The following is a 22980-nucleotide window of genomic DNA, read 5'->3' on the forward strand; positions in this document are numbered from 1 at the left end:
ATTTTAAACCTCGGCCTGACGGCTTAGTTCGCCGGCTCCGGGTCTTCCAGCTTGACCAGGGTCAGCTTGCGCGCGGCGCCGGACGGATCAGGCCACGTGATGGACTGGCCTTCTTTCAAGCCGATGAGGCCCGCGCCGACATAGGACAGGATGGAGACGCGACCGGCGTCGATGTCGGCTTCCTTGGGCAGGACCAGCTGGACGCGACGCGTGTCGGGGCTGTGGTCATCCGAATAGTGCAGCCAGCGGTTCAGGGTGACGACATTCTTGGGCATGGCCTTGGGCTCGCACACCTTGGCGCGGTCCAACTCCTGTTGCAGCAGGCCGGCGGGGCCCGAGCCGGGCAGGTCGCCGACCAGGCGGTCCAGGGCGTCGAAGTCGTCGCTGCGAAGCGTAATGGCGGGCAGGGCGCCCTTGCGAGGGGTGGTCATGGAACGTCTCGTTCTCAAAAAAAGCGATGGGGACGCGCTCAGGCGGCTGAGGGGCCGTCGTCGTCGGGATGATGGTCTTCGGGTTCCGACGCGGGCGGCGGCGCGCTATCGGGCGCGCTACCTGGAGCTCTGGGGCGACGGAAGGGAATGATTTCGGCGCCGCCGACGTCTGGCTGAGACGAATCCGGCAGGCTGTGGTCCTGAATTTCAGTGGTCATGGCGCAAAGTCTCTTGGCCTGTCCGACGACCGGCCTGTTCTGCGATGATAAAAAAAGGGAACCGAAAGCGTGCAACGTGGTCCCGTAGCGGGCGCCCGGCGCAGGGCGCGCGCGTGGCAGACCGCTACGGGTTAAAAGCCTTCGACGCGGCGTCCCGCGTGGGTGAGGCGTCGAGCCTGGCTGACGAAGCGTTTCATTGCCGTTAGAGGCTGAACCCCAGCGCACCGAAAGTCAAACCGGCGCTCGCGGAGTCATCGTCGCATGAGCCTTCAATCCCCCGTGAAGCGGCCCTTGGTCATGGGCATCGTCAACGTCACGCCGGACAGCTTTTCCGATGGCGGGCGCCTCCCCACGCCGGACGCCGCTCTTGAGCACGCCCTGCGTCTGATCCAGCAGGGCGCCGACGTGCTGGACATCGGCGGGGAAAGCACACGGCCGGGCTCCGACCCCGTCGGCGAGGACGAGGAAACGGCTCGCACCCTGCCCTTGATCGTCGCCCTGCGTGCGCGCTGGGACGGACCCATCAGCATCGATACGATGAAGCCCGCCGTGGCCCGCGCGGCTGTCGCCGCCGGGGCGACGATGTGGAACGATGTTTCTGCGCTGGGCCATGCGCCGGACAGTCTATCCACAGCAGCCGAACTGGGGTGCGAGGTGGTGCTGATGCATATGAAGGGCGCGCCCAAGACCATGCAGGACGACCCGCACTATGACGATGTAGTCGCCGAGGTGACGGCCCATCTGGCCGCTCGCGCCGAGGCGGCTATGGCGGCGGGCGTGGCGCGCGACAGGATCTGGCTGGATCCCGGCATCGGTTTCGCCAAGACGACAGCGCACAATCTGACGCTGACGGCGCGGTTGGAGGCCCTGGTCGAGCTGGGTTTTCCGGTCCTTTACGCGGTCAGCCGCAAGCGGATGATCCAGGGGGTGGACGCGACGGCGCGGGATGCGGCGGATCGGCTGGGCGGTTCGCTGGCCCTTGCCCTGGAGGCGGCGCGGCGCGGCGCACGGATGGTGCGCGTCCACGACGTCCGCGAGACGGTTCAGGCCTTGCAGCTTCAGGCGGCGGTCGCCAGCGCAGCCTGAAGCCAGGGCTTAGAGTTTAGGCTTCCAGCTCGGCAGGACCTGATCGGGGAACCGGTCCAGGATGAAGGTCGGCTCGATGGCGCGCTCTAGCCAGATCTTGGCCCCCGCCAGCGCCAGGGTGAAGCCTTCCATCGCTTCGAGAGCCGCCTTCACCCCTGCGTCGGAGGCGGGAAAGCCGCGGTTTGAAATCTCGACCCAGGTGGCCGAGCCGCGCTCTTCGAACGTCCATTCCACCTCGGTGGGCGCATCGTCCAGATTCCAGTCGATCAGGATGCGTCGGTTGGCCTCCAGCGCCTTCACCAGGACGCGCGTGGCGACGCCATACATGCCCCAGGTCCAGGTCAGCTGTGCGCCCGGCGTCATCCGTCGATCCGCGTGGGTGAACCAGAACCACGCCGTCACGCCCGGCTCGGTAAAGGCCTGGTAGACTTCGTCGGCGGGCCGACGGATCAACATGCCAGTCTTCACCACAGGAGCTTCCATATGGTCTTCTCTATCATAAAACCCGCATGGCAACGCTTATGAAGCCGAAGTTGTTGCGCCAATTTTACCAAATTTTGCCGAAAACCTTAGCTGTTCTTGCAATAACTTTGTCTTTCTGAGCTATTAATTGAGATCATTGTTCATTTATGTGCTATTTTAAAACAACTCTCCTCGTCTTACGTATGGGCGAGGGGGATATGGCGCTCCATCGGGGTCTTCAGATCGCCCTTGTCTGACGCTTCGCCATCAGTCATGCAGCCGTCATGTCCTGGTTGCTGTCCCTGAATCCCTGGTTGGTGCTCGTCGTTGCGGGGCTTTTCGAGGTGGGCTGGGCGTCCGGCGTCAAATACGTCGGGCTGCAGCGTCCATTGATCTCGCTGGGCGTAGCGCTCGCCCTGGCGGCCAGTATGATCGGCCTGTGGGCGGCGACGCAGAAGCTGCCGGTGGGCACGGCCTATGCGGTCTGGACCGGCATCGGCGCGGTCGGAGCTGCGGCGGTCGGGATCGCCGTCTATGGCGAGCCGGCGACGGCGGTGCGGGCCGTCTGCATCCTGCTGATCGTGGCGGGCATCGTCGGGCTGAAGCTGTTTTCGGGGGCGCACTGATGACCTCTTCTGCGGAAGCGGCGACGAAGCCGCTGGGCCGCGTGCTGATCCTGGCGGGATCGGACTCAGGCGGCGGCGCGGGCATTCAGGCGGATATCAAGGCTGTGACCATGCTGGGCGGGTTCGCCGCCACGGCGATCACCGCCATCACCGTTCAGAACACCCTGGGCGTTCACGGCGTCCATCCTCTGCCGCTGGACGTGATCGAGGCTCAGGCCAGGGCGGTGTTGGACGACATCGGCGCGGACGCCCTGAAGACGGGCATGCTGGGCTCTGTGGAGGTCGTCGAAACGGTCGCCGGTCTGATCGACTATGCGGGCGGCGTCCCGGCCGTGGTCGATCCGGTGATGATCGCCAAGGGCGGCTCGCCTCTGCTGGCCGAGGCGGCGGTCGAGGCGGTGCGGCGGCTGATGGTCCCGCGCGCGGCGCTGCTGACCCCCAATGCGCCCGAGGCCGAGGCCCTGACCGGGATCGCCGTCGTTGATCTGGACGGTCAGCGCCGGGCGGGCGAGGCCTTGCTGGCGATGGGCGCGCAGGCGGTGCTGATGAAGGGCGGTCATGTGCCCGGCGAGACGGTGACCGATCTGCTGCTGACCCACGACGGCGAGACGGTGCTGGAAAGCGAGCGGGTGGAGACCCGTCATACCCACGGCACCGGCTGCACCCTGGCCAGCGCCTGCGCGGCGGGCATCGCCAAGGGCCTGCCCCTGTCGACGGCGGTGGCCGAGGCCTGGGCCTATGTCGCAGAAGCCATCCGACGCGCGCCGGGACTGGGGCAGGGTCATGGCCCGCTGGACCACGGATGGCCCCTGCGATGAGCGTGGAGACGACGACCGCTGCGGAGCTTGAGGCCCGCCTGATCGACATCGTCCGCGCCAATGCGGGCTTGATGCATGTGTTGCGCGTGATGCGCGACCTAGATTTGCCGGACTGGAGGCTGTTCTCGGGGGCCGTCTATCAGTCGGTCTGGAATGAGCGGACCGGCCGGGCGCCGGGCTATGGCGTCAAGGATTACGACATCGGCTATTTCGACCCCGATACCTCCTGGGACGCCGAGGATGAGGCGATCAAGCGTGTCGCGGCCGCCTTTGCGCCCGAGCTGCGTGATATTGTCGAGGTCCGCAATCAGGCGCGGGTGCATCTGTGGTTCGAGGGCAAGTTCGGCGAAGCCTATGAGCCGCTGACCTGCACGGACGACGCCCCAGCCCGCTTCGTCGCCCCGGCTTTCGCCCTGGGCGTGCGGCTGGAGAAGGATGATGCGATCAGCATCGTCGCCCCCTTCGGCCTGCAGGACGTATTCGACATGGTGATCCGTCCCAATCCGACGCGGAGCCTGGCCAGGGGCTGGGACCGGGTGATCGCCAATGCCCGCGGGCGCTGGCCCGAGATCACGGTGATCGAGCCGGCATAGATAAGGGCGCGACCCTTTCGGATCGCGCCCTTGGCAGAGCCCCTGACAGGGAGGGATGGGGCCCTGATACTGAACCGTCTCAGTAGCGACGGTTGTTATGGTCGCGGCGCTCCAGCCGGATCTTGGCCGACAGGCGATCATAGCGGCGGTCCAGATCCTGACGCTCCCAGCGGGTCAGACCGCCGCGCATATAGTTGCGCTCCAGGCGGACCAGGCCGTTCAGTTCATCCTTCAGGCGCGAGGCCTCGCGTGAGCTCAGCTGGCGAGTGCGGACTCCCTGGTCGATGCGGCGGTCCAGGCTGTATTTGCGCTGGCTGACCGACTGCCAGCCGCCATGGTTCTGCTCATAGGCGGGGCCGCGCGAGGGGCCGTGACGATCATAGGCTTGCGCTGCGGCGGGCAGGGCGGTCGCGGCGACCGTGGCGGCCAGGACGGGGATCAGCAAGGTCTTCATGATCGAACTCCTTCGGGTCTTCGCAACCGACCGGGCTGCGTTGACCCCACAAGAGCAGCCTGAGCCTGATCCCCGTCTGAACGGCGCGTTTCAGTCGGCGTTCATCAGCATGAGATTTTTGTCATCTGCTCGGGAGGGGGCGGTTCTGATGAGGCGCGAGGGCGACAGCGACGGAGAATCCTCGGGCGCGCGTTCCTTGTTCGGAGGAACGGCGGTAGACTGCGCGTTCAGCCACCGTTCAGAGGCCCCTGTCTAGAAGACGATCATGATGCGTATTCGAGCCCTCCTTCTGGCCGGTCTGATCGCCATCGTCCCCCTGACGGACGCGGCGGCCCAGTCGCGCGGCCGTGATCGGGACCGCGACGAAAGCCGTTCTCAGGATCGTCGCGAGGCGCCCCGCAACTACCCGGGCCAGGGGCTGCGCGATGCGCCCCGCTCGGCCCCTCGCGCCAATCCGGGCGATATCGCCCGACGTGTCCAGTCGGGCCGTCCTGGCCGCATGCTGGGCGTTCAGGAACGCGGCGGCGACTATGTGGTGCGCTGGGAGTATCCGGGCGGACGCGTGTCGGACATACAGGTTGACGGCCAGTCCGGCCGGGTTCGCGGAGACGACTGAATGCGGGTGCTGCTTGTCGAGGACGACGTTGATCTGTCGCGCCAGCTGAAGACCGCCCTGACCGACGCCGGTTACGCCGTCGATCACGCGCCCGATGGCGAAGAGGCCTGGTTCCTGGGCGACACCGAACCCTATGACGTGGTGGTGCTGGACTTAGGCCTGCCCAAGATCGACGGCGTTTCGGTGCTGGAGCGCTGGCGCCGTGAAGGCAAGGCGACGCCGGTGCTGATCCTGACCGCGCGCGGCGCCTGGTCGGACAAGGTGGCGGGCTTCGACGCCGGGGCCGACGACTATCTGACCAAGCCGTTCCACACCGAAGAACTGCTGGCCCGCCTGCGCGCCCTGCTGCGCCGCTCGGCCGGTCACGCGGCGGCGACCCTGACCTGCGGCGGGCTACGGCTGGACCCGCGCGCGGCCCGCGCCACGGTCAATGGCGAGCCCCTGCGGCTGACCTCGCTGGAATACCGCCTGCTGCACTATCTGATGATGCACCAAGGCCGGGTCATCAGCCGCACCGAACTGGTCGAACACCTGTATGATCAGGACTTTGATCGCGATTCCAACACTATTGAGGTCTTCGTCGGCCGGTTGAGGAAGAAGATCGGCGCCGACCGCATCGAGACCGTGCGCGGGCTGGGCTATCGCCTGTCGCCGCTGGCCGGCGAAAGCGACGCGGCCTGATCGCCTGCTGATGACTGAGGCCGAAGCCAGCACCCAAGGCGAGATCGACTCTGGGCTCGACTCTCGGCTCGACTCTGGGCTCGATTCTCGGGCTGGCAGCGCCCCTTCCTCGGCGGCGCGGCGCGAATGGGGCCGCTGGTTCGGGCGACCCGGCCGGTCGCTGACACGGCGCCTGATCTGGCTGGCCGCCGCCTGGATTCTGATCGGCCTGGCGGTGGCGGCGGTGGTGCTGACGGCGGTCTTCCAGGAATCGGCCCTTCGTCGCCTGGGCAACACCCTGGGCGACACCATCGACGAGGCCGTGGTCGCCTCGGTCATCACGCCCGAGGGCGAGGTGTTCGTGGGCGAGATTCAGGACGCCCGCACTCAACGCCTGCTGTCTGGAAAATACTGGATGGTGGCCGAGCCGGGGCCTCGCGGCGCGCTGCACGTGCTGGCGCGCTCGGCATCCCTGGGCAACGCCGATCTTGAGTACGGCTATGACCTGGCGGACCGGCTGCGCGCGGCCTTCGGCCAGACGATAAGCTACAACGCCGAGGATGGGCCCAAGGGCGAGCCGCTTCGCATCGCCGCCAGCATGAAGCAGTTGCCGGACCGCCGACAGCCCGTAGTCTTCTTCGCCGGGATCGACCGGTCCGACGTCGACGCCGATACGCGCCAGTTCGCCACCGTCACCTGGATCGCCATGCTGTTGCTGGGCGCGGGGCTGGTCGCGGCGGTGTTCATTCAGGTGCGGGTGGGCCTGCGCCCCCTGTTCGATCTGGGCGACGAGATCGCCAATGTGCGCCAGGGGCGCTCGCACCGGATCGAGGGCGGTTATCCGCTGGAAATCCAGCCCCTGGCCGAACAGGTCAACCGCCTGCTGGCGCACAATCAGGAGACGGTTGAACGCCAGCGCACCCACGTCGGCAATCTGGCGCATGCGCTGAAGACGCCGCTGGCCGTCATGCTCGCCGAGGCGGGGACGACCCCGGGCGTTCTGCCCGACATGGTGCGCAAGCAGACCAGGGTGATGCAGGATCAGGTCGACCACCACCTGCGCCGCGCCCGCGCCGCCGCGCGCGCCGCGCACGGTCTGGGCGAACGCACCGACGTCAGCGAGGTTCTGGACGAACTGGCCGTCATGCTGGAGCGGGTGTTCGAGGAAAAGGGCGTCGAGATCGACTGGCGCGCTCCCGACGACCTGGCCTTCCTGGGCGAGCGCCAGGACCTGCAGGAAATCTTCGGCAACCTGCTGGAAAACGCCGCCAAATGGTGCCGCCGCCGGGTGCGGGTCTCGGCCGGTCCCTCCATGCCGGGCCAGTTGATCGCCGTGGTCGAGGACGACGGCCCCGGCCTGCCCGCGGACCAGCGCGACACCGCCCTGAAACGCGGTACCCGCATGGACGAGGACACGCCCGGCACGGGGCTGGGTCTGTCGATCGTCGACGAACTGACCCGCGCCTACGGCGGCCGCGTCACCCTGAGCGACAGCAGCCTGGGCGGGCTGAAGGTGGTGCTGGAGCTGCCCGCCGCCGAGGGGTAGGGGCGCAGAGCGGCTGTTGTGAAGGTCTACGACGGGTGGATAGCGGACGCTGTGGCTGACCACATGTAGTAGGGTAGTCGCATGTCCGTGAGCTACATCCACTTGCCGCCAGAAGCCCAACTCCCTTCCGTTGGAGAGGCTGGACCGTTCAAATCAGTTCTCGTGCTTGAACAGGCCGTTTCTGCCGATTGGCAGAACCGAGTAAGCGAATGGCTGGTTAAGTCAGGCTGCCTCTATATGATGGTTTGGGGTGCAGAGTGTAGTTCGTGGGACGATAGCGTCGATTGGGCGAACATCTCTGTGGCTGGCGTCGACGACATCCCCGACGACCAGTTTGTCATGACGACGTGGCATGCCGATGAGCCACTCTCGGAGACATTCTGGTTCGCAGGTTTCACCGCACATCATCCCACGGTGCATTTGGAGCATGTCGTTATCATCGACATCGGTCCGACGAACCGTGAAAGCCAAACGCTCCAAGCCTACAAAGAAGCCCAGACGCAGTTCGACTGATGTCCGCAATGGGTCGCGAGCAGTCTTACCCCTCGTCCTGTGACTCGCATGAAGGCCAACTCCCTGCAATGGAGGCGAAGAATGCCCAAGAAACTTGCCAAACGCTTTGACGACCGGGACGAGCGCATCAGCCGCTTGGAGAGAGGCAATCCTGATGTCGCGGATGTAGACGAGTTGCCCAAGGCCACGGCACCGACAGCCGTTGATCGCGAGCAGCGCATCCGCCACCTCGTCCTCCGACTGATCGTAGCGGGCGCCTTCATGGCCTATGCGCTCTGGGCCCTTCTCAACTGGGAGCAAGCCAGGCCAGCATTGCCGTTGGGGCTTTTTGCCTTCGCTGTAGCCGGCTCAATAGTGACGTTCGGCTACAACATGTTCTTTCTGAACCTCTCGTGGAATGCGTCGCCGCCGCCATCGATCAGGAAGGGCGACCGGTAACTCTAATTCCAGCAGCATCAACCCAAGGGCCGTTAATCGGGCATGCTCTCACCTCGCTCCGTAACGTGGGCCTCAGCAGAACCTAAGGAGGCTAAGGTCCGCTAAAGGTCGCTTCCAGTCTTCGACTTTAGCGCCGAAAGCCGATTTCGGCTCGCAGCTTGGCCGCGCTCGCCATTTCGCCTCAAAAGCCCTTGTTAACCGGCGACGGGCCACCCTTGGGGTCTTGGCCGGGATTTGAGTGTGGCCGGAGGATGCGTGGATGGCGGACCTGTCGGTCGCCCAGCGGGCCGCTCTGGCTCATTTGATCGAACGGTGTCCGGACCGAGCCCTGCCGCAGTTGCTGGGGCTGGCGGGGACGATGGCGGGCGATCGGGCGGCCGCCCTGCGCGAACTGGTCGAGGTCGAGCAGTTGGATCGGCGTCGCCGCGAGGTCGCCTTCGGTCCGCTGGCGCCGCTGTTCCGGCCGCGCGCGGATGCGCTGGAGGGGTTGAGCTTTCCTGCCGGTCTGCCTGCGAGGCTATGGCGCGCGGCGACGCGGGGCGAGCCGGAGCTGTTGCCGCAACTGGACCGTGACGACGACCTGTCGCGCATGGTCGCCGACCGTCTGTGCCACAGCGCCGCCGTGGTGTTGCGCGACGCCCCCGAGACGGTGTGGCCCGGCGCCGCGCCCGACGAGGTTGAGGCGTTGGCGGCGTGTCTGGACCTGGCGCCGGTGGCGCGGCGGGCGCTGCCGCATCTGTCGGCCTGGACCGGGCGGCCCAGCGGCGCCGAACTGGCGGAGTTGAAGCTGGCCCTGCGTCAGGCCTCATCGGCCGGGCCGGGCGGGGTCGAGCGGCTTCTGGAACTTCTTTTCGCCCAGATGACCGATGCGCGGCTGATGTTGCGGGTGCTGGCCCTGATCGGCGCCTCAGGACGCGAGGCGACGCCGGGCCGCGACGAGGCTGATCTGCTGATCGACCGCATCATATCGGCCCTGGCGCATCGCGCCGCCGACATCGCCGCCCAGAGCCTTGAGGACGACGCACAGGGCAGGCGGCTGGCGACGGGACTGACCTGGTGCGCCGAAATCCTGACGGAGATCGACGCCGTCCTGCCGCTGCGGCCTGACAGCGCCTGGGCCAAGGCCGTCCGGCAGGCGCGCCTGAGGATCGCGCTTCGTCTGTCCGAGCATTTCGATGCGGCCGAGAAGGCGCTGGAAGCCGTCCTGCCGGTCCAGCGGACGCCTCTGGTTGGACGGATGACCCGGCCGACGCCTCTGTTGGCCCAGGCGCCCGATCCGCATGCGGCGGCGCGGGCGCGGGTTCTGTTGACGCTGACGGGCCAAGTGCGCCCCATCACGGCGGTCTTCGGCTGTGAAGCCGAGCGCCGTCAGACGGCGGAGGCCCTGACGGGTCGGCTGGCGACCTGGGCCGATGAGGCGATCGAGCAACTGAATGACGGCCAGGCGCCGGACGAAGCGGTGGCCCGTAAACGGATCGGCCTGACTGCCGAACTGCTGGGCCTGTTGGGCGCCAGTGATGCATCGCGCGTCGTGCGGCGGCGGCTGGCCATCGCGGGCGTCAGGGCGGGTGCGTCGTCGCGCGCCTCGCCTCCGGCCGCCTGATCCGCTACAGCGACGGCCATGACGATCTTCTGGCTCATGACGGCGCTTGTGACCGCCCTGGCGGGGTTGGCCGTGTTGTCCGCCGCCCGGCGCGGAGCCGAGGCCGAGAGCGTGGCGGACCGCGATGCAGGCGCGCTTGAACTGGCCGAGCTGGACCGGCTGAAGGCGCGCGGCCTGCTGGACGAAGCGGGCTGGACCGCCGCGCGGGCCGAGGCGGGGCGTCGCCTGCTGGCCGCTCGCCGTGCGGATCGCCGCCCGGTCGCGGGCGCACGCGATCGCTATTGGGTGCTGGGCGGGATCGGGGCGACGGCGGCGGCTTCGCTGGGCCTTTACGCCGTCTTCGGCGCGCCGGGCATGAAGGATCAGGCCTATGAGACGCGCGTGCGCGAATGGGCCTCGGCGCCTGAAGCGCTTGAGCCCGCTCAGGTCGCGGCCGTGCTGGGGCAGGTGGTCAAGGACCGGCCCGACGACCGTCTGGCCCTGACCATGCTGGGCGCCGCCCGGTTCGAGGCGGGCGACCCCATCGGCGCGGCCTCGGCCTTCCGCCGCGCGCTGGCCATCCAGCCGGATGATGCCCAGAGCTGGGCGCGGCTGGGTGAAAGTCTGGTCCGGGCCAACGGCGGAACGGTCGATGGCGACGCCGAAGCGGCCTTCCGTCAGGCGGTCAGGCTGGACCCTGAACAGTTGGGCGCGCGCTTCTATCTGGGCGACGCGGCCCTGGCGCGCGGCGATCGCGCTGAGGCTGAGGCCATGTGGAGCCCGCTGATCGCTGCGCTGGCTCCGTCAGACCCGCGCCGGGGCGAGTTGCAGACCCGTCTGGCCGAGGCCGCGCGATGACGCTTTGGCCCGCCCTGAACCTAACCCCATATGCGACGGCGTTTTCGCCGCACTCGGATCGTTGACATGAGCTGGTTGCCCAAATCGCCCAAGGCGCGCCGTCGCCTGTGGGTCGTCATCGCCGCGGCGCCCGTGCTGGCGCTGGCCGTCGGCCTGTCGCTGTGGGCGATGAAGGACAATGTGACCTTCTTCTACTCTCCTTCGGAAGTGACGCCGCAGAAGGTGCCGGCCGGTCAGATGATCCGTCTGGGCGGTCTGGTCGAGGCGGGCAGCGTGACCAGGGCCGCCGACGGCTCGGTCGTCTTCGTCGTCACCGACAACGGGGCGACGGCGCAGGTGATCTATCACGGCGACCTGCCCGACCTGTTCCGCGAAGGACAGGGGATCGTGGCGCAAGGCGCCTTCCGCCCCGACCGCGTGTTCGAGGCCAGTCAGGTGCTGGCCAAGCACGACGAGACCTATATGCCGCGCGAAGTCGCCGACCGGCTGAAAGAAAAGGGCGAGTGGCGGCCTGACGACGCGGCGGCCCCCGCCGTCGCCGCGCAGCAGGGAGCGTAAAGCCTTGATCGTCGAACTGGGCGCCTTCGCCCTGATCCTGGCGCTGGCGCTGTCGGTGCTGAGCCTGGCGCTGACCGCGGCGGGACGGCTGCGGCTCAGCCCGGTGCTGGCCGGGGCGGGGGGCGGCGCCATGCTGGCCTCGGCCGGGGCGATCCTGCTGGCCTTCGGCGCCCTGATCTACGCCTTCGTCGTCTCGGATTTCTCGGTGTCGAACGTGGCCATGAACAGCCACACCGACAAGCCGGTCTTCTATAAGGTCGCCGCCGCATGGGGCAGCCATGAGGGCTCGCTGCTGTTGTGGTGTCTGGTGATGACGGTCTTCGGCGGGGCGCTGGCCCTGGCGCGCGGCCTGCCGTTCGGGTTGAAGACCTCGGCCGTGGCCGTGCAGGCGGGCCTGTCGAGCCTGTTTCTGGCCTTCGCCGCCTTCACCTCCAACCCCTTCTTCCGGCTGGACCCGGCGCCGGTGCAGGGCGCGTCGCTGAACCCCCTGTTGCAGGACCCGGCGCTGGCGGTGCATCCGCCGCTGCTCTACGGCGGCTATGTCGGCTTTTCCGTCTGTTTCTCGCTGGCGGTCGCCGCCCTGATCGAGAAGCGGGTCGATCCGGCCTGGGGCCGCTGGGTGCGGCCGTGGGCCCTGGCGTCGTGGGCCCTGCTGACCGTCGGCATCGCGCTGGGCTCCTTCTGGGCCTATTACGAGCTGGGCTGGGGCGGCTGGTGGTTCTGGGATCCGGTCGAGAACGCCAGCTTCATGCCGTGGCTGGCGGGCGCGGCCCTGCTGCACTCGGCCATCGTGACAGAGCGGCGCGGGGCGTTGGCGGGCTGGACGGTGTTCCTTGCCATTCTGGCCTTCACCTTCTCCATGCTGGGCGCGTTTCTGGTTCGCTCGGGCGTATTGACCAGCGTTCACGCCTTCGCCGTCGATCCTCAGCGGGGGATGATGCTGCTGGCCATTCTGGGCGTGGCGGCGGGCGCGGCCTTCATCCTGTTCGCCCTGCGCGCTCCGGCCATCCGCTCGGGCGCCGCCTTCGCGCCGGTCAGCCGCGAGGGGACGCTGGTGCTGAACAATCTGTTCCTGACGGCGGCGGCGGCGACGGTGCTGCTGGGCACCCTGTATCCGCTCATTCTGGAGGGCGTGACGGGGGCGACGATCTCGGTCGGCCCGCCCTATTTCAACGCCGTCTTCAATCCGCTGATGATCGTCGCCTGTCTGATCCTTCCCGCTGGGCCGCTGCTGGCGTGGAAGCGCGGCGATCTGAAGGGCGTCCTGCAGCGCCTGTGGCTGGCCGCCGCGCTGGCGATCGCCGCCGCCTTCGCCGCCTTCCTTCTGTTCGAGCCGAAGAAGGCGCTGGCCGCTGCAGGGCTGGGCGTCGGGGCGTGGTTGATTCTGGGCGCGCTGGCTGAGTTGGGCGTCCGGACCAAGGCCTTCCGTGCGCCCTTGGCCGAGACGCTGCGCCGCGCCACGGGCCTGCCGCTGGGCGCCTGGGGCATGGCGCTGGCCCACGCGGGTCTGGGCGTTTTCATTCTGGGGGCCGTGGTCGAGACCAGCTTCAAGGCCGAGGCCGCCCTCGCCCTGCCGCTGGGAGGGGAAGTCGCCGCCGGACCGTGGAAGGCGCGGCTGGATGCGGTTCAGGTCATCGAGGGCCCGAACTATCTGGCTGAACAGGGCCGCCTGACCATCATGCCGGTCAACGGCCGCGCGCCCGAGCGCGTCATCACCGCCGAGCGCCGCTTCTTCCCGGCAGGTGGCCAGACCACGACCGAGGTCGGCCTCGATTTTCGCGGGCTGGACGATGTCTATGTCGTCGTGGGCGACCGGGCGGCGACGGACGCCGGGGAGCGCGCCTGGATCGTGCGCATCTATTATAATCCGTGGGCGCGGCTGATCTTTCTGGGACCGGCGCTGATGGCGCTGGGCGGGCTGGTCTCCCTGCTGGACCGGCGCCTGCGCGTCGGGGCGGGTTCGCGCGCGAAGAAGGCCGCCAAGCCGGTCGAGCCCGTGAAGGCGCAGGCATGAGGCGCGCCGCCGCCCTGTTCGCCGCCGCCCTGCTGGCCAGCACGGCTGCGCCCGCTCTGGCCGAGCCGCCGCCCGTGCCCGACCGGCCGCTGACCGATCCGGCGCAGGAGGCCCGCGCCCGCGCCCTGTTCGGCGATATCCGCTGCGTCGTCTGCCAGCATGAATCGATCGCCGACAGCCCGGCGGGCATCGCCGCCGACCTGCGCGGTCTGGTGCGCGAACAGATCGCCGCCGGAAAAACGGACGACGAGATCAAGGACGACCTGATCCGCCGCTATGGCGACTATGTGCTGTTCCAGCCGCCGGTGCGGATCGGCACATGGCTGCTGTGGTTCGGCCCGTTCGCCCTGGCGGCGGGGGCGGGCGTGGTGCTGGTGCTGCGCGCGCGCCGTCGCGGGACGGCCGAGGCCGCGCCTCTCACGGAGGAAGAAGAACGCGCCCTGGCCGAGCTTACGGCGGACGAAGAGAACGCCTGAAGCTTCCATTCGGCAAGTCTTTCGCCGCCTTCCTGACGCAGACGCGCCATACGCCGAACGATGATCCGGAACAATCATCGCGACGGCGTGCATTGGCTTGAGCCAAAACGCCCTATATCCATGTGCGAACGGAGCTTTCCGTATCCGCCAGTAAAGACTGCAAGGACGACGATGCTGAAACGCAAGGAGTTCATTCTGGGGGCCGCTGTCGGCCTGACCTTCGCCGCCGCCGCGACGGCGGGCGGGGTCATCACCTGGCCCGGCGCCGAGGCGGCGCCCGCCGCCAGGGTCGGCCAGCTGGTCCCTTCGGCCGGGGCCGGAGCCGTGGCTTTTGCGCCGCCGCAGGGCGCGCCGCTCAGCTTTGCCGACATCTTCCAGCAGGTCGCCCCCGCCGTGGTGCAGATCGACGTTAAGACCCGCGTCCAGCGTCCGCGCGGCATGTTCCAGATTCCGGGTTTCGGCGCCGTACCGATCCCCGGCGCGCCGGGCGGCTCGGCTGAAGGCGAAGACAACACCCAACTGGCCGCCGGCGCCGGGTCGGGCTTCTTCATCTCGGGCGACGGTTTTATCGTCACCAACAACCATGTCGTCGAGAACGCCGAGGAGATCAGCGTCAAGCTCAGCGACGGCCGCGAGCTGAAAGGCAAGCTGATCGGTCGTGACGAGAACACCGATCTGGCCGTCATCAAGGTCGAGGGCGCCGGTTTCCCCTTCGTCTCGTTCGAAGAGCAGTCGGAGCCGCGCGTCGGCGACTGGGTCATCGCGGTCGGCAACCCGTTCGGTCTGGGCGGCACGGCGACGGCGGGCATCGTTTCGGCGCGCTCGCGCGATCTCCAGGACCAGTCCAGCGCCTATGTCGACTATCTGCAGATCGACGCCGCCATCAACCGGGGCAACTCGGGCGGACCGACCTTTGACATCTACGGCCGCGTCATCGGCGTGAATACGGCGATCTTCTCGCCGTCGGGCGGTTCGGTCGGCATCGGTTTCGCCATTCCCGCGACCACGGCCAAGGCGGTCACTGACAAGCTGATGCGCGGCGAAAGCGTGGAGCGCGGCTATCTGGGCGTGCAGATCCAGACCCTGTCCAAGGATGCGGCGGCCGCTCTGGGCCTGAACGAGGACACCAAGGGCGCCTATGTCGCAGAAGTCACGGCGGGCACGCCGGGCGAGCGCGGCGGCATGAAGGTCGGCGACGTGGTCACCAGCGTGAACGGCGAGGCGGTCGACAGCTCGACCGAACTGACCCGTCGCGTGGCCCGGGCACGGCCGGGCGATACGCTACGGCTGGAAATCCTGCGTGACGGCAAGCGTCAGACGCTGAATATCCGTGCGGGAGCCCGCCCGTCTGAGGCGGAACTGAACGGCGGCGACGATGCCAGCCCGCAGCCGGGCGATAGCGGCGTCATTGGCCAGTCGATCGAAGGTCTGACGGTCACGCCGATCACCTCGGCCCTGCGCCAGCGCTACGCCATCCCCAACGACATGGAAGGCGTGGTGGTCACCGCCGTCGCGCCGCGCTCGGAAGCGGGCAAGATGCGGCTGCCGGTCGGCACGGTGATCCAGCGGGCGAACAACCGCGTGGTTCGCTCTGAGGCCGATCTGAAGGCGGCCGTGGATGAGGCGCGCTCGGCGGGGCGGCCGGGGGTCTTCCTGCTGATCCGGGTGCAGGGAACCAACTCCTCGGTGGTTCTGCCCTTCGCCAAGTCTGAATAAGGCGTAACTCACGGGATCGGCGGCGATGCGTTAACATCGCCGCCGAATCTTTTTTGGGAGGCTGCATGCGTATTCTGGTGGTTGAGGACGACGCTGAAGCCGCGACCGCCATGGTGCGCGGCCTGAGCGAGGCCGGGCACGAGGTCACCCACGCCGTGGACGGCGCCTTCGGCCTGCTGGAATCGCAAAAGGGCGGCTACGACGTCTATGTCGTGGATCGGATGATGCCGCGCCTGGACGGCGTCGGCATGGTCGAGACCATCCGCAAGGGCGGCGACCAGACGCCGGTGCTGTTTCTGTCGGCTCTCGGCGAGGTCGAGGACCGCGTCACGGGGCTGAAGGCGGGCGGCGACGACTATCTGGTCAAGCCCTACGCCCTGGCCGAACTGGTCGCGCGGGTCGAGGCCCTGTCGCGTCGCCGCGAGACGGGCGGAGTCCAGACCGTGCTCAAGGTCGGCGATCTGGAGATGAACCTGATCGCCCGCACCGTTCACCGCGAGGGTCAGGAGATCGACCTGCAGCCGCGCGAGTTCCAGTTGCTGGAATTCCTGATGCGCCACGCGGGCCAGTCGGTGACGCGCACCATGCTGCTGGAGAAGGTCTGGGAATACCACTTCGACCCCCAGACCAACGTCATCGACGTGCACATCAGCCGCCTGCGCTCCAAGATCGACAAGGGTTTCGACAGGGCCATGCTGCAGACCGTGCGCGGCGCGGGGTACCGGCTGGAGGCGTAAGGCGCGCAATCTTTCTCCCTCCCCTTCATGGGGAGGGTGGCCGGCGCAGCCGGTCGGGTGGGGAGGGCTTGCAAATCATGGCGATCATCGCTCGAGCCCGCGCCATGCGAAAGGCGCTGACGCCGCCCGAGGCGCGTCTGTGGGTGCAGTTGAAGCTGTTGCGCGCTCAAGGGTTTCATTTTCGGCGGCAGGCTCCGTTTCGCGGCTATTATCTCGACTTCGTCTGCTTTGACCGGCGCTTGGTCATAGAGGTCGACGGCGTCACCCACACGGTCGAGGCGCGCGCGAACAGGGATAGGGTGAGAGACGCGGTGCTGGCAGGCGAAGGGTTCACGACGCTGAGGTTCGACAACGCCGCCGTTCACGATGATCTGGACGGCGTGATGGCGGGCATAATGGGCGCGCTTGAAGCCCTCCCCACCCGGTCGCTGCGCGACCACCCTCCCCATGAAGGGGAGGGAGATAAGCCAAAGTGAAACTCCCCTCGCTCTTTCGGCGTACCCCTTTTCGGCTGACGCTGCTGTTTCTGGCGCTGTTCGTGGCGACGGCGAGCGCGGTGCTGGCTTATGTCTATTTCGCCTCGGCGTCCGAGGCGCGGACGCGGGCCGAGACGAGTGTGCAGGGCGAGGTCGATAGTCTGACCGCCATCTATCGCACGCGCGGCCGAGACGCTTTGAATCAGGCGCTGGTCGAACGGGCGATCCGCCACGGGCCCTACCTCTATGTCTTCAAGGACGCCGAGGGCCGCATCATCACCGCCAACATCACCGACGTGCCCGACGGGGTGAAGCCGGGGCAGTGGGACAGCTTCCGACTGACCGATACGGACGAGGACGGTCGCGTCCGGCGCCGTCAGTCGATCGGCGTCAACACCTCGCTGTCAGGCGGCGAACACCTGTTCGTGGGCGAGGACATCGGCGACATCGAGGCCTATCTGGCGCGGCTGACCCAGGCTCTGTGGGGCGCGATGGTCATGGTGCTGGTGCTGGGCGTCGGCGGCGGGCTGTGGATCAGCCGTCGCGTCGAGCGGGCGATGGCCGGGCTGAACCGCGTGGTCACGGCGGTTCAGGAGGGCGATCTGAAGGCGCGCGTGCCCATCCGTCATTCCGGCGACGAACTGGACGAACTGGCCGAGGGTCTGAACGGCATGCTGGACCGGCTGGAAGGCTCGATGGCCTCGATCCGCCATGCCGGCGACGCCATCGCCCACGACCTGCGCACGCCGCTGAACCGGATGAAGGCCAAGATGGAGGTGGCCCTGATCGACGCCGAGGCGGGGCGGACCTCGGGCGTCGACGCCCTCAGCGTGGCGCTGGATGAAGCCGACGCCCTGCTCAAGACTTTCAACACCGTCCTGGCCATCGCCCGGCTTCAGGCGGGTGGGGCGCCCGAGCCCAAGGTGTTCGACGCCGCTGATCTGGCTGCAGACATGGCCGAACTCTATGAACCGGCGGGCGAGGACAAGGGGCTGGAGTTCGCCGCCGAGGTCGAGAAGGGGCTGATGATCGAGGGCAACCAGCCCTTCCTGGCCCAGGCGCTCGCCAATCTGATCGACAACGCCGTCAAATATACCCCCGAAGGCGGGGCGGTGATGTTCCGTGCGCGGCGGCGCTCGTCGGGCGATGTGGAGTTCTCGGTCACCGACAACGGGCCGGGCGTGCCGGACGGAGACCGCGAGCGCGTGCTGCAACGCTTCGTGCGGCTGGACAACAGCCGCACCGAGCCGGGCTCGGGGCTGGGTCTGTCGCTGGTCACGGCGGTAGCCGAGGCGCACGGCGGCCGCATCCAGCTGGACGAGGGACCGGGCGTCTATGACGGGCGCGGGCCGGGTCTGCGCGTGGCCCTGATCCTGCCCGCCGCCACGCGGGCGCCAGAGGTCGAGGCGTGAGCGAAGGCCTGGCGGGACGGTTGCAGCCCTGCGGTCCCGTGCGCGACGCAGAGGCGGCGGCGCGCCTGCATGAACGACTGGCTCAAGTGGCGGAAGCCGACGGCTGGCGCGCGACGCTGGATGCGGCGTGGGGGGCGTTGTCGCCGGTATTCGCCGCCTCGCCCTATCTGGCCGGGCTGGCGCGACGCTGGCCGGATCGGTTGCGGCTGACGCTGGACGGCGATCCCGAGGCGCGGCTGGCGGAGATTCTGGCGGCGACGGACGCCCTGACCGGCGCGCCGGACGAGGCCAAGGCGCCGCTGCGTCATCTGAAGGCGGAGCTGCATCTTCTGACGGCCCTGTGCGATCTGGGCGGAGTCTGGAATCTGGATCAGGTGACGGGCGCCCTGTCGCGCTTCGCCGATGCGGCGGCGCGGGCGGCGCTTCGGATCACGGCCGACGACTGGCGCCGGCGGGGGCGGCTGATCTCGGCACCCGACGACCCGCGCGGGTCGGTTCCGGGCCTGTTCGTCCTGGCCATGGGCAAGGGCGGGGCGTTCGAGCTGAACTATTCCTCGGACATCGACCTGTCGCTCTTCTATGAGCCGGAAGTGCTGGAGACCGCCCTGTCCGAGGGCGTCGAAATGCAGGGCTTCGTCAACCGTCTGGCGCAGGGGCTGACGGCCCTGTTGGCCGAGCGGACGGCGGACGGTTACGTCTTTCGGGTCGATCTGCGGCTGCGGCCGGACCCGTCCTCGACCCCGCCTGTGGTCGCCGCGCCGATGGCCTTGGCCTACTATGAATCCGTCGGTCAGAATTGGGAGCGGGCGGCCTTCATCAAGGCCCGCGTCTGCGCCGGCGATGCGGCCGAGGGCGCCGGTTTCCTGAAGGCGTTGGTCCCCTACATCTGGCGCCGCAGTCTGGACTATCAGGCGGTGCTCGACATCCAGTCGATCAAGAAACAGATCCACGTCCACAAAACCGGCGAGGGGCTGGAGGCGGCGGGCGCCAATCTGAAGCTGGGTCGCGGCGGCATCCGTGAGATCGAGTTCTACGTCCAGACCCAGCAGCTGATCCTGGGGGGGCGGAACCGGTCCTTACGCTCGCCGCGCACGCTGGAGGCGCTGGACGCCCTGACCAAGGCGGGTCATGTCAGCCCCGAGGCGCGCGACGAACTGCGCGCCGCCTATGTCGAGCTGCGCGCGCTGGAGCATCGGGCTCAGATGCTGGCGGACGAACAGACGCATATCCTGCCCGTCGATCCTGAACGCCGCGCCGATGTGGCGGCTCTGGCGGGGCAGGGCGATCTGGCGGCCTTCGACGGCGGGATCGAGCGCCTGTTGGTGCGGGTCAACGCCCGCTACGGCGAACTGTTCGAGGGGGGCGAAGACCTTTCCTCTCCCTATGGCAGCCTCGTCTTCACCGGGGTGGAGAACGACCCCGGCACGCTGGAGACGCTGGCCCGCATGGGCTTCTCCGAGCCCGCCAGCGTGTCCGATACGATCCGCAGCTGGCACCACGGCCGCATTCAGGCGACGCGCACGGCGCGGGGGCGCGAACTGTTCACCCGGCTGGCGCCGCAACTGCTGACGGCGGTGGCCAAGACGGGGGCCCCAGACGCGGCCTTCCGTCGGTTCGCCGTCTTCTTTGCCGGGCTCAGCGCCGGGGTGCAGGTGCAGGCCCTGTTCCTGAACCAGCCCAAGCTGTTCGAACTGGTGGTCGAGGTGATGGCCTTTGCGCCACGGCTGGCGCGGATGCTGGGGCGGCGTCCGCAGGCGCTGGACGGGGTGCTGGACGCGCGCTTCCTGACGGACCTGGACGCTGACTCGGGCGTCGTCGGCCAGCTTCTGGCCGAGGCCGCCGCCGCGACCGATTTCGAGGAGGCGATGAACGTGGTGCGTCGCCAGCATCGCGAACAGGTCTTCCGCATCGGCATGCACACCATTACCGGCCGTGCGGGACCGGAAGAGGCGGGGCGCGCCAATACCGATATGGCCGAGGCCTGTATGCGGGCGCTGGCCCCGGCGGCCTTGAAGGAGGCCGAGCGTCTGGGCGGAGCGCTGGCGGGCGCGGTCGCCGTCGTCGCCCTGGGCAAGGCGGGCTCGCGCGAGATGTCGGCGGGCTCGGACCTGGACCTGATGACCGTCTATGCGGCGCCGCCCGAGGCCGCGTCCGCCGGGCGCGGCTGGAGCGCCGAGACCTTCTATGGTCGTTTTACCCAGCGGTTTATCGCCGCCCTGTCCGCCCACACCGCCGAGGGTGGTCTGTATGAGGTCGACATGCGCCTGCGGCCCACCGGTTCGAAGGGGCCGGTGTCGGTGCGGCTGGAGACCCTGCGCGTCTATTACGCCGAAGAGGCCGATACCTGGGAGTTCATGGCCCTGACCCGCGCGCGCGTGGTGTGGGCCAGCGACGACGGCTTCGGCGCCGAGGTCACGGCGGCGCTGGACGAGGCCTTGCGGCGGCCCAGGGATGCTGTGCAAACCGCGCGCGAAGTGCGGGCGATGCGCGACCTGATGGAGCGCGAACGGGCGGCTAAGGGCTTCTGGGACCTGAAGCTGTCGGCGGGGGCTCAGGTGGACGCCGAGTTCGTCGGCCAATACCGCCAGCTGATGGCGGGGGCGGCGGGCCGGCCCCTGACCGTCTCGACGCTGGAGGCGCTGAAGGACGACCCTGTGCTGGCCGACAGCTGGCGCATGCATCAACAGCTGTCGCAGCTGACCGCCTGCGCTTTCGAGGATAAGAACGACCCCGATCAGGAGCCGCCGGGCTTTCAGAAGCGTCTGGCTGCAGCGGTCGGGGCGCCGGATTTTGAAACGCTGAAGGCGCGTCTGATCGACCTGCGTCTGCGGGCGCGGCGGGCGTTTGATGCGGTTTTGCCGCCGATCAGCGACGGAAACTGATCCGGGCGCCGTTCTATCTCTCGACAGGGATGCTTTCGGGGCGGCTTCGCCCCAGGAGACCATCGAGATGAAGACCATATTCGCCGCCGCCGCCGTATCCGCCCTCATGCTGACGCTGGGCGGCGCCGCTGCTGCACAGACGACGCCGGAAACAGGACGCCAGGCGCGCATGGCCCAGTCTGCGGGTCAGCCGATCAGTCAGGCTGACTTTGTCCAGCGACGCGTGGAGCGACTGCGCGCCGCCGACGCGAACGGGGACGGTCAGGTGACGGCCGAGGAAATGCGCGCCCATGCCCAGGCCCGCCGCGCAGAACGTCGCGCCGCCCAGTTCGACCGTCTGGACGCCGATAAGGACGGCTCCATCAGCCGCGCCGAGTTTGAGGCGCCGCGCCAGCAGGCGAGCGGCGAAGGCCGTATGGGCGCCGGCCGTTGGGGCCATGCGAGGGGCGGCATGAAGCAGGGGCGCATGGGGGGCCACGCTGCGCGCGGCGACGCCGACCGCTTCCCTATCGTCATCGCCGAAGTGGAGCGTAAGGCGACCGAGGCCTTCGCCCGCATGGACGCGAACAGCGACGGGACGCTGAGCGTCGAAGAGCGCCGCGCCGCCATGCGGGCGGGCCGCGCCGAGATGCGTCAGAAGCGCGACATGCGCCGGATGCAGCGCCCGGCGGTCAGTTCGCAGGGGACGGCGTCGCCTTCGGCGCCCGTTTCGGAGTAAGGTGATGTCGGGGACGGCGGCTGGACCGCTTGCCCTTGTTGCAGCCAAGCAAAGAGGCGTGATTGGCGAAGGTCGCCGACCCCGACGAGGACCTGGTGAAGCGCGTGGGCGCGGGCGATCCTGCCGCCGTTCAGGCCATGGTCGCGCGCAAGCTGCCGCGCATGTTGTCGCTCGCTCAGCGGATGCTGGGCGATGCGGCGGAGGCTGAGGACGTGGCCCAGGAGGCGATGCTCAGAGCCTGGAAGCAGGCGCCGCGCTGGACGCCCGGACAGGCGCGCTTCGACACCTGGCTGCATCGCGTGGCCCTCAATCTCTGTTACGACCGGCTGCGTCGCCGCCGCGAGATCGCGACGGACGTCATTCCTGACCATATCGACGACGGTCCGGCGCCGGATCGGGGGCTTCTGGCCGCCGAGACGGGCGCCCAGGTTCAGGCGGCCCTGTCGCGCCTGCCGCCGCGCCAGCGCGAGGCCATCGTCCTGTGCCACTATCAGGAGCTGGGCAATATCGAAGCCGCAGCCCTGATGGAGATCAGCGTCGAGGCGCTGGAAAGCCTGTTGTCACGCGGGCGGCGAGCGTTGCGGGCGGCGCTGGCGGATCTCGCGCCGCAGGGCGTCGTGAAGACGACGGGGAGATAAGGGGCTGAAGATGACGACGATGGACCTGGAACGTTTTAAGCATCTGGCTGACGCCTATGGCGCCGACCTGAGACGCTGGCCCGAAGCGGAGCGCGAGGCCGCTCGCCGGTTGTTGGCTGGCGATCCGCGCGCAGGGCTGGTTCTGGGCGAGGCGGACGTGCTGGACGCCTTTCTCGACGCGGCGCCGCGTCCGGCGCCGTCTCACGCCCTGCGCGAGCGGGTCATCGCTGATGCGGCGGGCGCCCATCTTGGGCGGCGTCGAGGGCTGTGGGGGCCGTTCGCCTGGATGTCGGGCGCGGGCTGGGCCGCCGCCGCCTGCGCAGGCGTGGCCTTCGGCATGGTGCTGACCAGTCAGATGACGGCGGAAATCCGCGCCGACACCGTCTTGTATCAAGCCAGTCTGACAGCGGCGGACGACGCTGAAATCCTGGCCGCCGGCCTGGGGGGATAAG

Annotated in this window: 25 protein-coding genes; 22 read left to right on the forward strand and 3 right to left on the reverse strand. The window is 68.4% G+C overall.

The annotated features are described in order from the left end of the window. Positions 1-23: 23 nt before the first annotated feature. Positions 24-431 carry a nucleoside diphosphate kinase regulator gene (rnk, locus tag RSD66_RS03550; RefSeq protein ID WP_024353636.1) on the reverse strand — a complete coding sequence of 136 codons (408 nt, stop codon included), beginning with the start codon at positions 429-431 and terminating at the stop codon, positions 24-26. A 479-nt stretch (positions 432-910) separates the two neighbouring features. On the opposite strand from rnk, the gene folP reads away from it, so the two are divergent. Next, the gene (folP, locus tag RSD66_RS03555; RefSeq protein WP_415289008.1) at positions 911-1735 is read left to right on the forward strand and encodes a dihydropteroate synthase; all 825 of its coding nucleotides are present in this window, start codon (positions 911-913) and stop codon (positions 1733-1735) included. 9 nt (positions 1736-1744) lie between these two features. Here the strand turns inward: folP and RSD66_RS03560 are convergent, their stop codons facing one another. Continuing rightward, the gene (locus tag RSD66_RS03560) at positions 1745-2191 is read right to left on the reverse strand and encodes an SRPBCC domain-containing protein (protein WP_051130235.1); all 447 of its coding nucleotides are present in this window, start codon (positions 2189-2191) and stop codon (positions 1745-1747) included. A 290-nt stretch (positions 2192-2481) separates the two neighbouring features. On the opposite strand from RSD66_RS03560, the gene RSD66_RS03565 reads away from it, so the two are divergent. From RSD66_RS03565 to RSD66_RS03575, 3 genes are read left to right on the forward strand one after another with little or no spacing between them, the layout of a single operon-like run. After that, entirely contained in the window at positions 2482-2823 is a 342-nt protein-coding gene (locus RSD66_RS03565; protein WP_003169895.1) for a DMT family transporter, read from the forward strand. After that, the gene (gene thiD, locus RSD66_RS03570) at positions 2823-3641 is read left to right on the forward strand and encodes a bifunctional hydroxymethylpyrimidine kinase/phosphomethylpyrimidine kinase (RefSeq protein WP_024353633.1); all 819 of its coding nucleotides are present in this window, start codon (positions 2823-2825) and stop codon (positions 3639-3641) included. The genes RSD66_RS03565 and thiD overlap by 1 nt, the downstream gene beginning before the upstream one ends. Continuing rightward, positions 3626-4234, forward strand: a complete 609-nt coding sequence (locus RSD66_RS03575) for a nucleotidyltransferase family protein (protein WP_415289009.1) — start codon at positions 3626-3628, stop codon at positions 4232-4234. Before thiD ends, RSD66_RS03575 begins: the two co-directional genes overlap by 16 nt. A 79-nt stretch (positions 4235-4313) precedes the next feature. Here the strand turns inward: RSD66_RS03575 and RSD66_RS03580 are convergent, their stop codons facing one another. Further along, positions 4314-4688, reverse strand: a complete 375-nt coding sequence (locus RSD66_RS03580; protein ID WP_415289010.1) for a hypothetical protein — start codon at positions 4686-4688, stop codon at positions 4314-4316. Between the two features lie 265 nt (positions 4689-4953). On the opposite strand from RSD66_RS03580, the gene RSD66_RS03585 reads away from it, so the two are divergent. The 18 genes from RSD66_RS03585 (at position 4954) to RSD66_RS03670 (ending at position 22979) form a co-directional block, all read left to right on the forward strand. Continuing rightward, positions 4954-5304 (forward strand): hypothetical protein, encoded by a 351-nt coding sequence (locus tag RSD66_RS03585; RefSeq protein WP_024353629.1) that lies wholly within the window; start codon positions 4954-4956, stop codon positions 5302-5304. After that, on the forward strand, positions 5305-5985 hold the full coding sequence (locus RSD66_RS03590; RefSeq protein WP_003169901.1) for a response regulator transcription factor: 681 nt from the start codon (positions 5305-5307) through the stop codon (positions 5983-5985). It begins immediately after the preceding gene. A 10-nt stretch (positions 5986-5995) separates the two neighbouring features. Continuing rightward, positions 5996-7510 carry a sensor histidine kinase gene (locus RSD66_RS03595; RefSeq protein WP_415289011.1) on the forward strand — a complete coding sequence of 505 codons (1515 nt, stop codon included), beginning with the start codon at positions 5996-5998 and terminating at the stop codon, positions 7508-7510. Positions 7511-7591: 81 nt separating this feature from the next. Further along, positions 7592-8023 (forward strand): hypothetical protein, encoded by a 432-nt coding sequence (locus RSD66_RS03600; RefSeq protein ID WP_415289012.1) that lies wholly within the window; start codon positions 7592-7594, stop codon positions 8021-8023. An 81-nt stretch (positions 8024-8104) separates the two neighbouring features. Continuing rightward, a complete protein-coding gene (locus RSD66_RS03605) occupies positions 8105-8461 on the forward strand; it encodes a hypothetical protein (RefSeq protein ID WP_415289013.1) in 357 nt (118 codons plus the stop codon). 259 nt (positions 8462-8720) lie between these two features. Next, positions 8721-10064 carry a hypothetical protein gene (locus tag RSD66_RS03610; RefSeq protein WP_415289014.1) on the forward strand — a complete coding sequence of 448 codons (1344 nt, stop codon included), beginning with the start codon at positions 8721-8723 and terminating at the stop codon, positions 10062-10064. A gap of 18 nt (positions 10065-10082) precedes the next feature. After that, positions 10083-10901, forward strand: a complete 819-nt coding sequence (gene ccmI, locus RSD66_RS03615; RefSeq protein WP_415289015.1) for a c-type cytochrome biogenesis protein CcmI — start codon at positions 10083-10085, stop codon at positions 10899-10901. 66 nt (positions 10902-10967) lie between these two features. Next, complete coding sequence (gene ccmE, locus RSD66_RS03620) at positions 10968-11459, forward strand: cytochrome c maturation protein CcmE (protein ID WP_415289016.1); 492 nt, start codon at positions 10968-10970, stop codon at positions 11457-11459. A 4-nt stretch (positions 11460-11463) separates the two neighbouring features. Further along, a complete protein-coding gene (locus RSD66_RS03625) occupies positions 11464-13473 on the forward strand; it encodes a heme lyase CcmF/NrfE family subunit (protein WP_415289017.1) in 2010 nt (669 codons plus the stop codon). Next, positions 13470-13949, forward strand: a complete 480-nt coding sequence (locus tag RSD66_RS03630; protein ID WP_415289018.1) for a cytochrome c-type biogenesis protein — start codon at positions 13470-13472, stop codon at positions 13947-13949. Before RSD66_RS03625 ends, RSD66_RS03630 begins: the two co-directional genes overlap by 4 nt. A 171-nt stretch (positions 13950-14120) precedes the next feature. After that, positions 14121-15665, forward strand: a complete 1545-nt coding sequence (locus RSD66_RS03635) for a Do family serine endopeptidase (RefSeq protein WP_415289019.1) — start codon at positions 14121-14123, stop codon at positions 15663-15665. Positions 15666-15730: 65 nt separating this feature from the next. Then, positions 15731-16402, forward strand: coding sequence for a response regulator transcription factor (locus RSD66_RS03640; protein WP_024353621.1), 672 nt, complete (start codon positions 15731-15733; stop codon positions 16400-16402). A 77-nt stretch (positions 16403-16479) separates the two neighbouring features. Next, positions 16480-16878 carry an endonuclease domain-containing protein gene (locus RSD66_RS03645; protein WP_415289020.1) on the forward strand — a complete coding sequence of 133 codons (399 nt, stop codon included), beginning with the start codon at positions 16480-16482 and terminating at the stop codon, positions 16876-16878. Beyond that, positions 16875-18290, forward strand: a complete 1416-nt coding sequence (locus RSD66_RS03650) for an ATP-binding protein (RefSeq protein WP_415289021.1) — start codon at positions 16875-16877, stop codon at positions 18288-18290. Before RSD66_RS03645 ends, RSD66_RS03650 begins: the two co-directional genes overlap by 4 nt. Beyond that, positions 18287-21172, forward strand: a complete 2886-nt coding sequence (locus RSD66_RS03655) for a bifunctional [glutamine synthetase] adenylyltransferase/[glutamine synthetase]-adenylyl-L-tyrosine phosphorylase (RefSeq protein WP_415289022.1) — start codon at positions 18287-18289, stop codon at positions 21170-21172. Before RSD66_RS03650 ends, RSD66_RS03655 begins: the two co-directional genes overlap by 4 nt. Positions 21173-21239: 67 nt before the next feature. Further along, positions 21240-21890 (forward strand): EF-hand domain-containing protein, encoded by a 651-nt coding sequence (locus RSD66_RS03660; protein ID WP_415289023.1) that lies wholly within the window; start codon positions 21240-21242, stop codon positions 21888-21890. Positions 21891-21952: 62 nt separating this feature from the next. Further along, positions 21953-22528 carry an RNA polymerase sigma factor gene (locus tag RSD66_RS03665; protein WP_415289024.1) on the forward strand — a complete coding sequence of 192 codons (576 nt, stop codon included), beginning with the start codon at positions 21953-21955 and terminating at the stop codon, positions 22526-22528. Between the two features lie 10 nt (positions 22529-22538). After that, positions 22539-22979, forward strand: a complete 441-nt coding sequence (locus RSD66_RS03670; protein WP_415289025.1) for a hypothetical protein — start codon at positions 22539-22541, stop codon at positions 22977-22979. Position 22980 lies beyond the last annotated feature (1 nt).

The organism is Brevundimonas sp. S1H14 (assembly GCF_047716865.1).
Lineage (GTDB): Bacteria > Pseudomonadota > Alphaproteobacteria > Caulobacterales > Caulobacteraceae > Brevundimonas > Brevundimonas naejangsanensis.

Coding starts and splice junctions, on each gene's coding strand:
- rnk (WP_024353636.1), bottom strand. CDS start 431: ATGACCACCCCTCGCAAGGGCGCCCTGCCCGCCATTACGCTTCGCAGC.
- folP (WP_415289008.1), top strand. CDS start 911: ATGAGCCTTCAATCCCCCGTGAAGCGGCCCTTGGTCATGGGCATCGTC.
- RSD66_RS03560 (WP_051130235.1), bottom strand. CDS start 2,191: ATGTTGATCCGTCGGCCCGCCGACGAAGTCTACCAGGCCTTTACCGAG.
- RSD66_RS03565 (WP_003169895.1), top strand. CDS start 2,482: ATGTCCTGGTTGCTGTCCCTGAATCCCTGGTTGGTGCTCGTCGTTGCG.
- thiD (WP_024353633.1), top strand. CDS start 2,823: ATGACCTCTTCTGCGGAAGCGGCGACGAAGCCGCTGGGCCGCGTGCTG.
- RSD66_RS03575 (WP_415289009.1), top strand. CDS start 3,626: ATGGCCCCTGCGATGAGCGTGGAGACGACGACCGCTGCGGAGCTTGAG.
- RSD66_RS03580 (WP_415289010.1), bottom strand. CDS start 4,688: ATGAAGACCTTGCTGATCCCCGTCCTGGCCGCCACGGTCGCCGCGACC.
- RSD66_RS03585 (WP_024353629.1), top strand. CDS start 4,954: ATGATGCGTATTCGAGCCCTCCTTCTGGCCGGTCTGATCGCCATCGTC.
- RSD66_RS03590 (WP_003169901.1), top strand. CDS start 5,305: ATGCGGGTGCTGCTTGTCGAGGACGACGTTGATCTGTCGCGCCAGCTG.
- RSD66_RS03595 (WP_415289011.1), top strand. CDS start 5,996: ATGACTGAGGCCGAAGCCAGCACCCAAGGCGAGATCGACTCTGGGCTC.
- RSD66_RS03600 (WP_415289012.1), top strand. CDS start 7,592: ATGTCCGTGAGCTACATCCACTTGCCGCCAGAAGCCCAACTCCCTTCC.
- RSD66_RS03605 (WP_415289013.1), top strand. CDS start 8,105: ATGCCCAAGAAACTTGCCAAACGCTTTGACGACCGGGACGAGCGCATC.
- RSD66_RS03610 (WP_415289014.1), top strand. CDS start 8,721: ATGGCGGACCTGTCGGTCGCCCAGCGGGCCGCTCTGGCTCATTTGATC.
- ccmI (WP_415289015.1), top strand. CDS start 10,083: ATGACGATCTTCTGGCTCATGACGGCGCTTGTGACCGCCCTGGCGGGG.
- ccmE (WP_415289016.1), top strand. CDS start 10,968: ATGAGCTGGTTGCCCAAATCGCCCAAGGCGCGCCGTCGCCTGTGGGTC.
- RSD66_RS03630 (WP_415289018.1), top strand. CDS start 13,470: ATGAGGCGCGCCGCCGCCCTGTTCGCCGCCGCCCTGCTGGCCAGCACG.
- RSD66_RS03635 (WP_415289019.1), top strand. CDS start 14,121: ATGCTGAAACGCAAGGAGTTCATTCTGGGGGCCGCTGTCGGCCTGACC.
- RSD66_RS03640 (WP_024353621.1), top strand. CDS start 15,731: ATGCGTATTCTGGTGGTTGAGGACGACGCTGAAGCCGCGACCGCCATG.
- RSD66_RS03645 (WP_415289020.1), top strand. CDS start 16,480: ATGGCGATCATCGCTCGAGCCCGCGCCATGCGAAAGGCGCTGACGCCG.
- RSD66_RS03660 (WP_415289023.1), top strand. CDS start 21,240: ATGAAGACCATATTCGCCGCCGCCGCCGTATCCGCCCTCATGCTGACG.
- RSD66_RS03670 (WP_415289025.1), top strand. CDS start 22,539: ATGACGACGATGGACCTGGAACGTTTTAAGCATCTGGCTGACGCCTAT.